The 14,283-nt window shown below is 65.6% G+C and carries 13 protein-coding genes and 1 tRNA gene; 8 read left to right on the top strand and 6 right to left on the bottom strand.

Features of this window, described 5'->3' with window-relative positions:
* Nucleotides 1–76: 76 nt before the first annotated feature.
* The 3 genes from ASF14_RS08595 to ASF14_RS08585 all read right to left on the bottom strand — a co-directional run bounded on the left by ASF14_RS08595 (nt 77) and on the right by ASF14_RS08585 (nt 4,274).
* Nucleotides 77–2,284, bottom strand: coding sequence for a TonB-dependent receptor (locus tag ASF14_RS08595; RefSeq protein WP_201780563.1), 2,208 nt, complete (start codon nt 2,282–2,284; stop codon nt 77–79).
* Between the two features lie 422 nt (nt 2,285–2,706).
* On the bottom strand, nt 2,707–3,171 hold the full coding sequence (gene ruvX, locus ASF14_RS08590) for a Holliday junction resolvase RuvX (protein WP_172839681.1): 465 nt from the start codon (nt 3,169–3,171) through the stop codon (nt 2,707–2,709).
* Complete coding sequence (locus ASF14_RS08585; RefSeq protein ID WP_056434134.1) at nt 3,168–4,274, bottom strand: DUF3089 domain-containing protein; 1,107 nt, start codon at nt 4,272–4,274, stop codon at nt 3,168–3,170. Before ASF14_RS08585 ends, ruvX begins: the two co-directional genes overlap by 4 nt.
* 138 nt (nt 4,275–4,412) lie before the next feature.
* Here ASF14_RS08585 and gatC point away from each other — a divergent pair, with 138 nt between their 5' ends.
* From gatC to gatB, 4 genes are read left to right on the top strand one after another with little or no spacing between them, the layout of a single operon-like run.
* Complete coding sequence (gatC, locus tag ASF14_RS08580; protein WP_037568622.1) at nt 4,413–4,700, top strand: Asp-tRNA(Asn)/Glu-tRNA(Gln) amidotransferase subunit GatC; 288 nt, start codon at nt 4,413–4,415, stop codon at nt 4,698–4,700.
* On the top strand, nt 4,700–6,181 hold the full coding sequence (gene gatA, locus ASF14_RS08575) for an Asp-tRNA(Asn)/Glu-tRNA(Gln) amidotransferase subunit GatA (protein ID WP_056434132.1): 1,482 nt from the start codon (nt 4,700–4,702) through the stop codon (nt 6,179–6,181). Before gatC ends, gatA begins: the two co-directional genes overlap by 1 nt.
* On the top strand, nt 6,175–6,591 hold the full coding sequence (locus tag ASF14_RS08570) for a hypothetical protein (RefSeq protein WP_201780562.1): 417 nt from the start codon (nt 6,175–6,177) through the stop codon (nt 6,589–6,591). Before gatA ends, ASF14_RS08570 begins: the two co-directional genes overlap by 7 nt.
* Entirely contained in the window at nt 6,588–8,069 is a 1,482-nt protein-coding gene (gene gatB / locus ASF14_RS08565) for an Asp-tRNA(Asn)/Glu-tRNA(Gln) amidotransferase subunit GatB (protein ID WP_056434127.1), read from the top strand. Before ASF14_RS08570 ends, gatB begins: the two co-directional genes overlap by 4 nt.
* 280 nt (nt 8,070–8,349) lie before the next feature.
* Here gatB and ASF14_RS08560 read toward each other — a convergent pair whose 3' ends face one another.
* The gene (locus tag ASF14_RS08560) at nt 8,350–8,592 is read right to left on the bottom strand and encodes a hypothetical protein (RefSeq protein ID WP_056434125.1); all 243 of its coding nucleotides are present in this window, start codon (nt 8,590–8,592) and stop codon (nt 8,350–8,352) included.
* A 12-nt stretch (nt 8,593–8,604) separates the two neighbouring features.
* Nucleotides 8,605–8,763, bottom strand: a complete 159-nt coding sequence (locus ASF14_RS21855; RefSeq protein ID WP_168371512.1) for a hypothetical protein — start codon at nt 8,761–8,763, stop codon at nt 8,605–8,607.
* 136 nt (nt 8,764–8,899) lie between these two features.
* Here ASF14_RS21855 and ASF14_RS08555 point away from each other — a divergent pair.
* A tRNA-Leu gene (locus ASF14_RS08555) sits at nt 8,900–8,984 on the top strand.
* 59 nt (nt 8,985–9,043) lie between these two features.
* Nucleotides 9,044–10,693, top strand: a complete 1,650-nt coding sequence (tig, locus tag ASF14_RS08550; protein ID WP_056434123.1) for a trigger factor — start codon at nt 9,044–9,046, stop codon at nt 10,691–10,693.
* A 212-nt stretch (nt 10,694–10,905) separates the two neighbouring features.
* On the opposite strand, the gene ASF14_RS08545 is transcribed toward tig, so the two are convergent.
* The gene (locus ASF14_RS08545; protein ID WP_056434121.1) at nt 10,906–12,264 is read right to left on the bottom strand and encodes a hypothetical protein; all 1,359 of its coding nucleotides are present in this window, start codon (nt 12,262–12,264) and stop codon (nt 10,906–10,908) included.
* Between the two features lie 168 nt (nt 12,265–12,432).
* Between ASF14_RS08545 and ASF14_RS08540 the strand changes: the two genes are divergently transcribed.
* On the top strand, nt 12,433–13,380 hold the full coding sequence (locus ASF14_RS08540; RefSeq protein ID WP_443025772.1) for a glycosyltransferase family 2 protein: 948 nt from the start codon (nt 12,433–12,435) through the stop codon (nt 13,378–13,380).
* A gap of 122 nt (nt 13,381–13,502) precedes the next feature.
* Nucleotides 13,503–14,192, top strand: a complete 690-nt coding sequence (clpP, locus tag ASF14_RS08535; protein WP_056434117.1) for an ATP-dependent Clp endopeptidase proteolytic subunit ClpP — start codon at nt 13,503–13,505, stop codon at nt 14,190–14,192.
* Nucleotides 14,193–14,283 lie beyond the last annotated feature (91 nt).

The raw sequence follows: 14,283 nt of genomic DNA, 5'->3' as shown, positions 1-14,283 counted from the left end.
GAGAGGGTCAGGCTTTGCCCCTCCACCACCGCTACGCGGCGGTCCCCCTCCCCAAGCGAGCTTGGGGAGGATTGGATCAGAACGCGCCCGACAGGGTGATGAAGCCCATGCGCGGCGGCTGGGCATAGCTGTTCCAGGTCTTGGACGCGGCGCCGACGACCAGTTCGTAAATGCCCTTGCGGTTGGTCACGTTGGTGACGTTGACCGACAGCTTCAGGTCCTTGACGCCGAACCCGTCGATCTGCGGCAAGCTGTACCCCGCCTGGAGGTTCAGCAGGTAACGCCCGCCGATCCCCTGGTCGTTGGTATAGGTCGCAAAGCGCGGGCCGACATAGTCGCCGATCGCCTGAATCTCGAACGGGCCGTCATTGATCGAGACGACGGTCTTGTTCAGCCAGCGGGCGGTGTTGGGCACATATTTGCCCGCGGTCGCGATGGTGGTGGTGCCGCTGACATAATTGTCGCGGTATTTCGAGCTGTTATAGGACAGCGCGTTATAGACCGACAGGTGCGGGCCGAAGCGCAAGGTCGCCGCCGCGTCGACGCCGTTGGTCCGCACGCGGCCGACATTCTGCAGGATCGACACGCCGCCGATGACAGAGGCGATGACCGGCGTTGCGCTGATCTGAAGCAGGCGATTGTCGAAATCGACATGATAGGCGCTGACCTGCGCCTCGATCGCGGTCAGCGGGCCGAGGTCGAGCGCGTGGTGCGAGCGCAAGCCTGCCTCATAGGTCCAGGACGTCTCGGGCGAGGTGTTCGCCTTGATCTGGTCGAACGCCTGCTGGCTGCCGACCGCGAAGGGCGACAGGCCCGCCGCGACCGAAGCCTGGAACTGGCGGACATTCTTCTGGATATGGCCGAACAGCTGATCGTTGGTCGTGATGTCCCAGATCGCACCCACGGCAGGCAGGAACCACTTTTTCGTATTCAGCCGCCCCTCGGGATAGCCGGTCGAGGTGCCGGGCAGCGCGCCGGGCAGCGGCTGGGTCGGCACGCGGCCATCGGCGAATTGCAGGCTGGACTTGAAGCCCGCCTCGACCGTCACCGTAGGGGTGACGTGCCAGCGATCCTGGATATGCGTCTGGATCAGGTCGTATTTGGTGATCGCGGCATATTGGGTCAGGCGGCGAAGCGCCGGATCGGCCCATTCATAGGGCGAGGGCGGGTTGTCGATGGGGGCGGCGTACCAGCGGCGGAAGATCGTGTTGCGGTTATGCTCGTACCAGCCGCCCAGCTCGATCTCATGGTCGCCCGCGCGGATCGCCAGCGTCGAGATCGCGCCTTTCCGGTCGATGCCATATTCGGTGGTGCGCAGCGCATAGCCCGAGCCGCCGAAGACGGTCTTCAGATTCTGCCCCGGATAATAGATGCGGAACAGGCCCGGCAGACCCGCCGCCGCGATCGGCCCGGTAATCTGCCCCTGGCCCTCGTCATGATGGTAATAGACCTGGTTGGTCCATGTCACCGCATCGCCGAACCGGTGCTCATATTTGATATAGCCCAGATAGTCGGTGCGCTGCGCGTCGCCGAAATAGTTCATATAGTTGTTGGGGTTGTTCGACGGCGGCGCGCCGTTCGCGTCGACATAGGCCAGCGCCGCCTGCCAGTTCGGATAGAGCAGCGAGCGATAATAGGGCTCCAGGCCGCCCGCATTGTGCGCGACCGAATCCTGGTTGGGCTCGGCCTTGTCGGAAATATTGAAATAGCCAGTCAGCGTGCCGTTCTCGCCCTTGTGGACGAACTTGGCATTGCCCTGCCACCCGCCCTGCCTGGCATTGAATTCCCAGGCGCGCGCCTTTTGCCGGACGACCGAGAGATAGCCGCTGTTGGTGCCGCCCAGCCCGTCGACCTCGCCGCTATCGATGCGCAGGAAGGTGCGGCTGGCGTCATAGCTGCCCAGCGTCTGCGCGAAGCGGACGCCCATGGTCGCGGTCGGATCGCTCGAATAGGTCTCGATCCCGCCGCCCAGATTGCTGGCCGAGGCGGTCCCCAGGTCGGCGGCCCCGGCGGTCAGGCGGACGCGCGCGACGTTTTCGGAGATGACCGCGCGCTGCGGGCTCAGGCCGTTGTAATTGCCATAGGACTGGTCGCCCAGCGGCACGCCGTCGAGCGTGAAGCCCAGCTGGTTCTGGTTGAAGCCATGGACGAACAACGCGATATTCTGTTCGTTATTGCCCCAGGGATCGGCTGTCTCGAACTGTACGCCGGGCAGCGTCTGGATCGCCTTCACCGGGTTCGCGCCGGGCAGCACCTTCTGAATCTCCGCCGCGCCCAACTCCACCGAGGAGCGGGTGGTGCGGGTCGCGGTGACGACGATCTGGTCGCCGTTTGTCGCGGCTTCGGGCGAGGACGGTTCGGACTCTGCTGCGCCCAGGCGGGCATGGCGATGACGGCGGCGCCGATCATCAGCATCGAACGGGAAAGAACGGAAAAACGCTTCACGGCTGTGCCCCCCAAGGCTTCGTACGAAGCGGCGCAGCTAGGGGGCTCGCGTGACGGGTTAACGACTGGTTAAAGACCAATATATGACATTTCTGCCGAAATCGGTCGTTTTGCGGTCAACGGTTTGGCGGCAACCTATTCCTCCCCTGCAAGGGGAGGTGGCGCGCATCGCGCGTCGGAGGGGTGTCCCCCTCTCGATAGCGCGACACCCCTCCGTCAGGGCTTCGCCCTGCCACCTCCCCTGCAAGGGGAGGAATAGTCTTACGCCATCACCAGCGCGTCGATCGCCGCCTGAAGGATATGCGCGGCGGCGAGGTTGTCGATCCGCTCGGCGCGCTTGGCGCGGCTCATATCCTGTTCGATCATCGTGCGTTCGACCGCGACCGTCGACCAGCGTTCGTCCCACAGCAATATGGGGCCTAGGTCCGCGCAGTTGCGGGCGAAACTGCGTGTCGATTGCGAACGCGGGCTCTCGCTGCCGTCCAGGTTCAGCGGCAGGCCGATGACCAGGCCCTGCACACCCTGCTGGGCGATCATTGCGATCAGTTGTTCCTTGTCCTTGGTGAACTTGGTCCGGCGGATCAGGGTGGCGGGGCTGGCAAAGCTCCATCCGGCGTCGCACAAGGCGGTGCCGACCGTCTTGGTGCCGACGTCCAGCCCGATCAGCCGCCCGCCTGAGGGGAGGGCGGCGCGGAATTCGCTACGGTCGGTGGTGATCAGGCTCATCGAAAGGCTTTCAAACGGCGCTCCGCATCGGCGCGGACATTCGCCCAGAACAGGCTATAGTCGTATACGTGGTAGTTGTTGCCCGGCAGCACATAGGGGCCGACGCTCGGCCCCTCGCCGATGGTCAGGATGCCGCGTCCCTCGCACTTGGCGGGGACCTTGCCTGCGGCGATGGCGGCGGTCTTCAGGTCGGCGGACGGATAGAGGGTGCCCAGATTGGCGGTGGCGGGCGCGGCGACGCCGGGCGTGCCGGTCAGCGGGTTGGTGCACAGCATCTGGGTGCCCTTGCGCGGCGCGCCGGTATAGCCGTTGGTCTGGTCGAACACGTCGAGGATCAACGACGGATCGGCAGGCTCGCCGAAGCTCTGCCAGCTTAGGATGCACCCCGTCTGGTCGGGTGTCGCACAGGCGGGCAATCCCATGGCGGGCAAGTCGGCAGTCATCGAGATCGGCCAGCCGACGACATAGGCCGCAACGATCCGCCGCTTGAGGGCAGGGGTCTTCGCCACCCGGTCGGTTAGCAGCCGCGACAGGTGCAGCGCGCCCTGGCTATGCCCCGCCAGGATCAACGGGCGCTTGGGATCGGCGTCCGCCAGGAAGGCAGTGAAAGCGGCGTCCACGTCGCTATAGGCGAGGTCGAGCGCGCGCTCGGCATCCGCCATGCTGGTCAGGAACGCGCCGAAGGTCGCCTGGCGATAGCGCGGCGCCCAGATGTCGCCCGCTCCGTTGAAGGCACTGGCTTGTCCGCGCAGGAACAGCTCGGCGCGGCCATTGGTCTCGGGATCGTCGAGCGGCGCGTTCCAGTGCGCCTTGCTGATATAGGAGGTCGGGTGGATGAAGAAGATTGCCGCGCCCTGACCCGGCTGGCCGGGCGTGTAGCCGGTCGGCACCCATAGCGCCGGATTGCCGGGCAGGTCGGGCCGCGCCAGCCACATCTTGCGGTCGCGATATTCCTCGGTGCGCGTCACCGCCTGGGTCTGGAACGACTCGGACGGCACCGTTGACCAGCGGAGCAGCTGGTTGCCGAACAGGCGGTAAGCAAAGGCGGCGGCGATCGTCAGCACGATGAGTGCCGCCACGACATAGAGGAATTTGCGCGCCAAATCATCACTCCGTTGTGCGGTGCAACAAAATCGGACGGCCCGCAATTGCTATCCATGATGCCCCACTTGCCCCCATTGCAATCGTCGAGGCGGCAAAAGCGTTGCGCGAAGCCGCGCGGCGATGCTAGCCGCAAATCCATGTCCGTAGATACCGCAACCGTGAAGAAGATCGCGAGCCTCGCCCGCATCGCGATCACCGAGGAGGACGCGACGCGCCTCGCCCCCGAGCTTGGGAACATCCTGGGCTGGATCGAGCAGCTCGGCGAGGTCGACACCCAAGGGGTCGAGCCGATGACCGCGGTGATCCCGAACCAGCTTCGCCTGCGCGACGACGTCGTCAATGACGGCGGCATCCGCGACCTCCTCATGCAGAATGCACCGCAGGCCGAACATGGCTTCTTCACGGTGCCCAAGGTGATCGAATAATGACTGATCTCACCACACTCGGCATCGCCGCCATCCGCGACGGCGTGCGCGACGGCCAGTTCAAGGCGCGCGAAGTCGCCGAGGCGTTCAACGCCAAGGTCGCGGGGGCCGACGCGCTCAACGCCTTCCTGGTCAAGACCCCGGAGCACGCGCTCGCCGCCGCCGATGCGGCCGACGCGGCGCGTGCCGCTGGAGAGACGCTCAAGCCGCTGGCAGGCGTGCCGATCGGCATGAAGGATCTGTTCGCGACCAAGGGCGTCGCGACCACCGCCGCCAGCAAGATCCTGGAAGGCTTCGTGCCGCCCTATGAGTCGACGGTTTCGCAGAATCTGTGGAATGCGGGCGCGGGCATGCTGGGCAAGCTGAACCTCGACCAGTTCGCCATGGGCTCTTCCAACGAGACCAGCGCGTTCGGCAACGTCATCTCGCCCTGGCGTCGCCCGAACGACACCGCCGCGCTCGCCCCCGGCGGGTCGTCGGGCGGGTCGTCGACCGCGGTGTCGGCGGGGCTGGCGCCGGGCGCGACCGGCACCGACACCGGCGGATCGATCCGCCAGCCCGCCGCCTTTACCGGCATTTCGGGTATCAAGCCGACCTATGGCCGCTGCTCGCGCTGGGGCACGATCGCCTTCGCCTCCTCGCTCGACCAGGCGGGGCCGATGGCACGCGACGTGCGCGACTGCGCGATCATGCTGGAGGCGATGGCGGGCTTCGACGCCAAGGACGCGACCTCGCTGAAGCTCGACGTCCCCAACTGGGAAGCCGCGCTGTCGACCGACCTGAAGGGCAAGAAGGTCGGCGTGCCCAAGGAATATCGCGTCGACGGCATGCCCGGTGAGATCGAAGCCTTGTGGCAGCAGGGCATCGACTGGCTGCGCGATGCGGGGGCGGAGATCGTCGAGGTCTCGCTGCCGCACACCAAATACGCGCTGCCCGCCTATTACATCATCGCACCGGCCGAGGCGTCGTCTAACCTAGCCCGCTATGACGGCGTGCGCTACGGCCTGCGCGACCTGCCCGAAGGGGCGGGGTTGCAAGACATGTACGCCGCGACCCGCGCCGCCGGGTTCGGCGACGAGGTGAAGCGTCGCATCCTGATCGGCACCTATGTCCTGTCGGCGGGCTTCTACGATGCCTATTATACGCAGGCGCAGAAGGTCCGCACGCTGATCGCCCGCGATTTCGAGCGCGCCTTCGGGGAGTGCGACGTGCTCCTCACCCCGACCGCGCCCTCGGCGGCGTTCGCGCTGGGTGAGAAGCAGGCCGATCCGCTGGCCATGTATCTCAACGACGTATTCACGGTGCCCGCCTCGCTGGCCGGGCTGCCCGCCATGTCGGTGCCGGGCGGGTTGGACAAGGACGGGCTGCCGCTCGGCCTTCAGATCATCGGCAAGCCGCTGGACGAGCAGGGCGTGCTGAACGCTGGCCTCGCCATCGAGCAGCGCGCGGGCTTCACCGCCCGTCCGCAGACCTGGTGGTAAGCGACCGAGCCTTTTCGGCCCGCAACATCGCCGTGTTGCGGGAGGCGCAGGGCGCCCTGAACGTCGCGTTCGGGGCGATCCTCAGCGCCTATGTCGGCGTGTCGCTGAGCCATATGGAAAGCCAGCCCTTCGACCATCATACGCTGGCGCGCTTCTTTCTGGGCGTGGCGGGCTTCATCCTGTGCCTGTGCGTGGGCAACAGCGTGATCCTGCGCGGTGAGGTGCGGCTGGGCATCCTGTTCCTGCTGCTGGGCGCGGGCGCGGCCTATATCGGGTTGCGGGAAGCGCGGAATCTCGGCTTCGAGACGTCCGTCCTGCGCATCCTGTCGACCTGCTGGATCGTCGCCCTGCTGGGCAGCAACGCCGTCCTGACGGCGATCAACTATCTTCATCATCGAGATCGAACATGAGCGAATATCGCATCCAGGGCGCGACCGGCGAATGGGAGGTCGTGATCGGCCTGGAAGTCCATGCCCAGGTCACCACCAACGCCAAGCTGTTCTCCGGCGCGGCGACCGCGTTCGGCGCGGAGCCCAATACCCAGGTCTCGCTGGTCGACGCCGCGATGCCCGGGATGTTGCCCGTGCCCAATATGGAGTGCATCCGCCAGGCGGTGCGCACCGGCATGGCGATCGATGCGCAGATCAACAAGTGGTCGCGTTTCGACCGGAAGAATTACTTCTACGCCGATCTGCCGCAGGGCTATCAGATCAGCCAGCTCTACCACCCGCTGGTGGGTGAGGGCGCGATCGAGATCAGCCTGGACGAGAAGAACCCCGACGGCCCGACCAAGTCGATCGGCGTCGAGCGTATCCATGTCGAGCAGGACGCGGGCAAGCTGATGCACGACCAGCATCCGACCCGCTCCTATGTCGACCTCAACCGTTCGGGCGTGGCGCTGATGGAGATCGTCAGCCGCCCTGACATGCGTTCGCCCGCCGAAGCAGGGGCTTATCTCCGCAAGCTGCGCGCCATTCTCCGCTATGTCGGTAGTTGCGACGGCAATATGGAAGAAGGCTCGATGCGCGCCGACGTGAACGTGTCGGTCCGTAAAGTCGGTGACGAGTTCGGCACGCGGACCGAGACGAAGAACGTCAACTCGGTCCGCTTCGTGATGGCTGCGATCGAATATGAGGCCAAGCGCCAGGTCGCGGTACTGGAGGATGGCGGCAAGATCGTCCAGGAGACGCGCCTGTTCAACGTCGAGAGCGGCACCACGCGCTCGATGCGGTCGAAGGAAGATGCGCATGATTATCGCTACTTCCCCGATCCCGACCTGCTGCCCCTGGAACTGACCGACGCGTTCCTCGAGGAATGCCGTGCCAGCTTACCTGAACTGCCCGACGCCAAGCGTCGCCGGTACGAGGCACTGGGCCTGACCGCGTATAATGCGGGCGTGCTGACCGCCGAGGTCGAGACAGCGCGCTGGTTCGACGGCCTGCTGGATGCGCTGGAAGGCACGAGCGCCAAGCCTGCGCAGGCGGCCAACTGGGTCGCGGCCGAGCTGTTCGGCGCGCTCAATCGGCTGGGCAAGGACATCACCGAGAGCCCGGTTTCGCCTGCGCAGGCGGCGGAATTGCTGGCCCTGGTCGCCGACGGCACGCTGTCGGGGAGCCTGTCCAAGCAGGTGTTCGAGATCATGCTGGAAACCGGCGATGGTCCGTCCAAGATCGTCGAGGAACGCGGCCTCAAGCAGACCAGCGACACCGGCGCGATCGAGGCGGTGATCGCCGAGGTTCTGGAGAAGAATCCAAACCAGTTGGGCCAGTATCGCGCGGGCAAGGAAGCGCTGTTCGGCTTCTTCGTCGGTCAGACGATGAAGGCGATGGGCGGCAAGGCGAACCCGGCGGTGGTGAATGACCTGTTGAAGAAGGCGTTGGCGGGGTAAGGGCTCCCGCAAGAACTCCCCCTCCCGCAGGCGGGAGGGGGTTGGGGGGAGGGTAGGGAGCCTCTCAGAGCCTATCGCCCGTGGCTTTCCCTCCCCCATCCCCTCCCGCCTGCGGGAGGGGCGTGCTCTAGACTAGCGGTGTGCGCTATCGTGACGTTAGCTCTAGCAAACGACCTGCGATAATTTTCCCGCCTCACCACAAGCTTCTCCCCTCCCGCAGGCGGGAGGGGATGGGGGAGGGCAACGGTGTCTCACCGAGCCCATCCCCCGAAATCACAACCTACTGCGCATCCAGATCCTGGTTCCGCACCACGCCGCCGGTCCCGCCGACGCCGTCATGCTCGCCGGTATCGGTAAACGTCACCGGCTCTTCACCGCCCTCGCCACGCGCAACCGCGTCCGAACGCGCCTCGACCGCCTGTTCGATGTCGCTGCGCGGGTCCTCGCGTGGCGGGCTGTCGGGGTTGTTCTCGGGCGCCTCGCTGGGCGGGCTGTCGGGATGGTTTTCGGGGTTGGTCGCCATGATCGGCTCCTTTCAAATCTGGGGCGGCTGAGCGGTACCGGGATCGCCGGGACCGACGCCGGGGGCGGGCTGGTCGATGTCCGGGCCGGGCGGCACGATTTCGGGCGGCGGCGTATCGGGCTGGGCCGGTTGGGTCGGCGTCGGGCTTTCGGGCGGGGGCTGGGTTGCCATTCTCGCTCTCCGTAAATGTGGCCGTTTTTCCGGCTGGGGAGGGCATAAACGCATCGGACACGCCGATGTTGCCTGTTGTCCCTTGCCGAAGCCGCCCAGGGTGATATAGACGCGCGCCCATCGGCGGTGTCCTCGTGCGGGCGTGGCGGAACTGGTAGACGCGCTGGATTTAGGTTCCAGTATCGTAAGATGTGGGGGTTCGAGTCCCTTCGCCCGCACCAGTCCCCGGTCACAACGGGGCGACAGCCACACGGAATTTCTCCAGATTGAAGGCCTTTAGATGCAGACTGTCGAGACGCTGAACGAGGGGCTGAAGCGCGCCTACACGCTCACCATCACTGCCAAGGACATCGAGGGTAAGGTCGATGCCGAGCTGAAGCGGATCGCTCCGCAGATGAAGATGCCCGGCTTCCGCCCCGGCAAGGTGCCGACGAACCTGGTTCGCAAGATGCACGGCCCGGCGCTGCTTCAGGATGCGCTGAACACCGCGCTGCAGGAAGGCGTGCAGTCGCTGATCGCCGAGAAGAACCTGCGTCCCGCGATGCAGCCCCAGGTCGAACTGGTCGGCGAGTATGAGCAGGGCCAGGACGCCACGCTGAGCGTCACGCTCGAAGTCCTGCCGCAGGTCCCGACCCCGGCGATCGACGCGCTGAAGCTCGAGCGTCTGACCGTGCCGGTCGCCGACGAGGCGATCGACGAGCAGCTGCAGAAGTTCGCTGACCAGCAGAAGCGCTGGGACGATGCGGGCGACAAGGCCGCCGAGCAGGGCGACCAGGTCACCGTCGACTTCGTCGGCAAGACCATGGACGGCGTCGCCTTCGAGGGCGGCTCGGGTGAGGACATGGCCGTCGAGATCGGCGGCGGTCGCCTGATCCCCGGTTTCGAGGACCAACTGGTCGGCGTGAAGGCCGGTGAAGAGAAGCAGATCTCGGTCACCTTCCCCGAGGACTATCCCGCCAAGGACCTGGCCGGTCAGCCCGCGACCTTCGACCTGACGATCAAGTCGGTGAAGACCGCCGGCGAAGCCAAGGTCGATGACGAGATGGCCAAGAATCTGGGTCTCGAGAGCCTGGAGCAGCTGCGCGGTCTGCTGAAGGGGCAGATCGAGCAGGAGCATAACGGCCTGACCCGCACGTACATGAAGCGCAAGCTGCTCGACCAGCTGGCCGATGGTCATGACTTCGAAGTCCCGCCTTCGATGGTCGAGGCCGAGTTCTCGCAGATCTGGGCGCAGCTCGAGCATGAAGCGACCCATGAGGAAGATCCCGAGGCCGCCAAGGCCGAGATGGAGAAGGAGCGCGACGATTATAAGAAGATCGCCGAGCGCCGCGTCCGTCTGGGCCTGCTCCTCTCGGAGATCGGTCAGGCGAACGGCGTGGAAGTGACCGCGCAGGAAATGAACCGCCTGATCGCGCAGGCCGCGCAGCAGTACGGCCCGGAAGATCGCCAGCGTTTCATCCAGTATGTCCAGCAGGAGCCGATGGCCGCCGCCCAGCTGCGCGCCCCGCTCTATGAGGACAAGGTCGTCGACTTCCTGTTCGGCAAGGCCGAGATCACCGACCGCGAAACCACCCGTGAGGAGCTGGAAGCCGCGATCGAGAGCGAAGACGGCTTCGCGACCGGCACGCACATCCACAATCATGATCACGACCATGATCACGACCACGGCGCCAAGAAGGCGAAGGCCAAGAAGGCCGACGTGACCGAGGACGCGGCCGAAGAGGACGCCACGGACGCGCCGAAGAAGGCGACCCGCGCCAAGAAGGCCGCTCCGGCCGAGGGCGAGGCGGAAGCCGCCGAGGCGACCGACGAAGCCCCCGCCAAGAAGCCGCGTGCCAAGAAGGCTGCGGCTCCGGCGGAAGGCGAAGCGGAAGCCGCCGAGGCCCCTGCCAAGAAGCCGCGCGCCAAGAAGGCTGCGCCGACCGAGTAAGGACGGCCTGAGCGGGCTTCGGCCCGCCAGCTGATAAAAAGGGCGGCCGCGCGAGCGGTCGCCCTTTTGTCGTTCAGGCCCACCGTGCTTTTAAAACAAGATGATATGATATGGACTCACCCCTCCCCTTCAGGGGAGGGGCCGGGGGTGGGGCGCTTCCATGAACTCCGCGCTTGTGGCTAGGCCCCACTCCAAAAGGGGAGGGGCTCGCGTTAGTTTAAGGCAATATCAGCACGGTCAAGAACCGGGCGCCGCTGGGTGCCGATGACAAAGCATGCGGCGAGCAGCGGCAGCAGCCACAGCACCCGGCTCTGATACCGATCGTCGGGGCCGGACAGGTCGCCGGTGATGGCCGCGTTGAGCAGCAATGTCGCGACGACCAGCCCCGTCAGCCCCAGCAACGGCCATCGCCGCTTGCGTATCGCCCAGATCAGCATCACGGGCAGCAGCAGGACGACCGCCACCGCCACCGCGACATCGGGTGCGAATTTCAGCGGATCGAGCGCCCCTCGCTGCTGCCGCGATACCGAAAACGCCTGGTAGGCGTCCGGCAGGCGGGTCTTTAGGATACGCGCAATCTGCATGTCGGCGGCATAAGGCGGCAATACGCCCTTGCGGACGGTCCTCAGTTGCTCGGCAAAGCCCTGCCACGCCAATGTCGCGACGCCGCCGGGATCGTCGTGCAGCACGTCGCGGATGATCATCCGCTGCTCGGCGATCACGCCCGGCCGGTCGCGGTGGAGCATCGCACCGAGCGGCGAACGCCGATCCCAGAGATAGGCCTGGCCCGGCTTGGCGACCAGAGGATCGTCGACCAGGGGGCGCACCGTACAATGGGCAAGCGTGCGCTCGCGACACAGCCGCACCAGCGTCGGTTGCGCCACATGCCCGTCGAACAGCCGTGCGAGCAGGAAGGTGTCGGACGACAAGGCAGGCCTGAACTCATAACCCGCAACCCGGTTCAGGCCGCTCAGACCCAGCAGCGTCAATGCGATGGCCAGTGCGGCGGGCAGGGATCGCCGGATCGTCTCCCGCCACCCAGTGCCGCTCACCAGCATCGCGACCGCCGCCAGCCCGAGCAGCCCGGCTGTCAGCAGCACATGACTGAGATGCACCGCGATCAACAGGGCCAGTAGCACCGCCAGTCCGCCGCGCTGCCATAGGGGCGTATCGGAGGGGCGGGCGAGCAACGCGAACAGGACCAGCGGCACGAAGCCGGTGGCGATGTCGGGCATGATCTGTCCGACGAACCAGGGCAGGCTGCTCCCCAGGCCCAGAAGGGCACAGGTCGCGACCACATCCCATGCATGAAGGCGGCCGCCAATGATGGCGAGCGTCATCGCGATCATCAACACGCTGCCGATCGCCTGGACCGCGACGATTCCCCAGACCCCCGTGATCCACAGCGGCAATCCGATGGCAAGGCCATAAACGGGCGGCCGATCGGTCGGATAGAAGAGTTTGAGCGGTATCCGCAAATAGGTTCCCGAGTCGGCAAAGACCAACGGAAAGCCGTTGGCGACCGCGACCCAGGACAGGATCGCCGCCCCTGCCAGGATCGCCACGGCCATCGGCCATGATATTCCGAAACGCCGTCGATCCGGCTTTGACTCGTTCATGGCGCAGCTTAGGGATATGCCCGATCCGGGGGCAAGCCTGACCGGCGCCGTCTCGCTTTAGCTTGCGATCCGCCATAAGGGGCACCGCTTCGGCTGACCGTAAAGCCGCACGAGGGAAGAATGATGGACTATCAGGGGGCCGGGCCAAGCATTGCGGTGCTGTTGCCATGCTATAACGAGGAAGCGGCGATCGCCCAGACGATTGCGGGCTTCCGCGAGGCGCTGCCGACCGCGACCATCTATGTCTATGACAATAACAGCAAGGACCGTACGGTCGAGGTCGCACGCGCGGCGGGCGCCGTGGTCCGGTCGGAGCGGATCCAGGGCAAGGGCGCGGTCGTGCGGCGCATGTTCGCCGATATCGACGCCGACATCTATGTCATGGCGGACGGCGACGCCACCTATGACGCGGCTTCGGCACCCGACCTGGTCGCGCGCATGGTCGAGGAACAGCTCGACATGGTGGTCGGCCAGCGGGTGAGCGAGGCGGAACTCGCCTATCGTCGCGGGCATCGCTTCGGCAACGCCATGCTGACGGGCATGCTCGCCAAGCTGTTCGGGCGCAGCTTCACCGACATCCTGTCGGGTTATCGCGTCTTCTCGCGTCGCTTCGTCAAGAGCTTCCCGGTCCTGTCGGTCGGCTTTGAGATCGAGACCGAGATCAGCGTTCACGCCCTGGAGCTGAAAATGCCCTGTGCCGAGATCGCCACGCCCTATTATGCGCGGCCCGAGGGGTCGGCGTCGAAGCTGTCCACCTATTCGGACGGCTGGCGCATCCTGCGCACCATCCTGAAGCTGTACCGGATCGAGCGGCCGATGTGGTTCTTCGGCGCGGTCGCGGCGCTGCTCGCGGCGCTTTCCATCCTGCTCGCCGTGCCGATCATCCTGACCTATCTTCAGACGCATCAGGTGCCGCGCTTCCCGACCGCCATCCTGTCGACCGGCCTGATGCTGCTCGCCGCGCTGAACGTCTTCACCGGGCTGATCCTCGACACCGTGGTACGTGGGCGGCAGGAGGTTCGGCGGCTGGCCTATCTGGCGCTGCCTGCGCCCGGAAACCCGCGCTAATCGGATTTTCACCCCTGAAAGCCATAAACGCTGCACGGCAGCATCACGGGATGCCGCCGGGGCTTGAATATGCGCGGCCACCACGCGACATAGGGGCTCTTCTGGGCATAAGAGAGATTTCCATGCACAATCCGTTCGAGACCGGCGATTTCGCGAGCCCGCTGGCACATGCTGGCGTCGGGCTGCGGCAGACGCAGGCCGGGCTGGTTCCGATCGTCATCGAACAGTCGAACCGCGGCGAACGGTCGTTCGATATCTTCAGCCGACTGCTCCGCGAGCGCATCATCTTCGTCACCGGCGGTGTCGAGGACGGCATGGCGTCGCTGATCTGCGCGCAGCTGCTGTTCCTTGAGTCGGAAAATCCGAAGAAGGACATCTATATGTACATCAACTCGCCGGGCGGTGTCGTCACGGCGGGCATGGCGATCCATGACACGATGCAGTATATCCGTCCGCGCGTCGGCACGCTGTGCATCGGCCAGGCCGCCTCGATGGGCAGCTTCCTGCTGTCGGCCGGTGAGCCGGGCATGCGCGTGGCGACCACGAACAGCCGCATCATGATCCACCAGCCTTCTGGCGGGGCGCAGGGCATGGCGGCCGATATCGAGATCCAGGCGCGCGAAATCCTGCGCATGCGGCATTTCCTGAACACGCTGTACGCCAAGTACACCGGCAAGCCGCTTGAGGAGATCGAGCGCGCGATGGACCGCGACAAGTTCATGAGCGCCGAGGAGGCCAAGGAGTTCGGCCTGATCGACCAGGTGTTCGACAAGCGTCCGACCCCGGCCGACGACGCGTCGACCGCGGCATAAGACGGGTCGTTCAGCGTGAACGGTTTATTTCGATTGTGACTTTATCGGGGTGCGGTACGATGCGCACCCCGGCAACGGTAGCGCACCGCTT

It is taken from the genome of Sphingomonas sp. Leaf257 (assembly GCF_001422185.1).
Classification (GTDB): domain Bacteria; phylum Pseudomonadota; class Alphaproteobacteria; order Sphingomonadales; family Sphingomonadaceae; genus Sphingomonas; species Sphingomonas yabuuchiae.
This window is presented reverse-complemented; position numbering and strand designations above follow the sequence as displayed.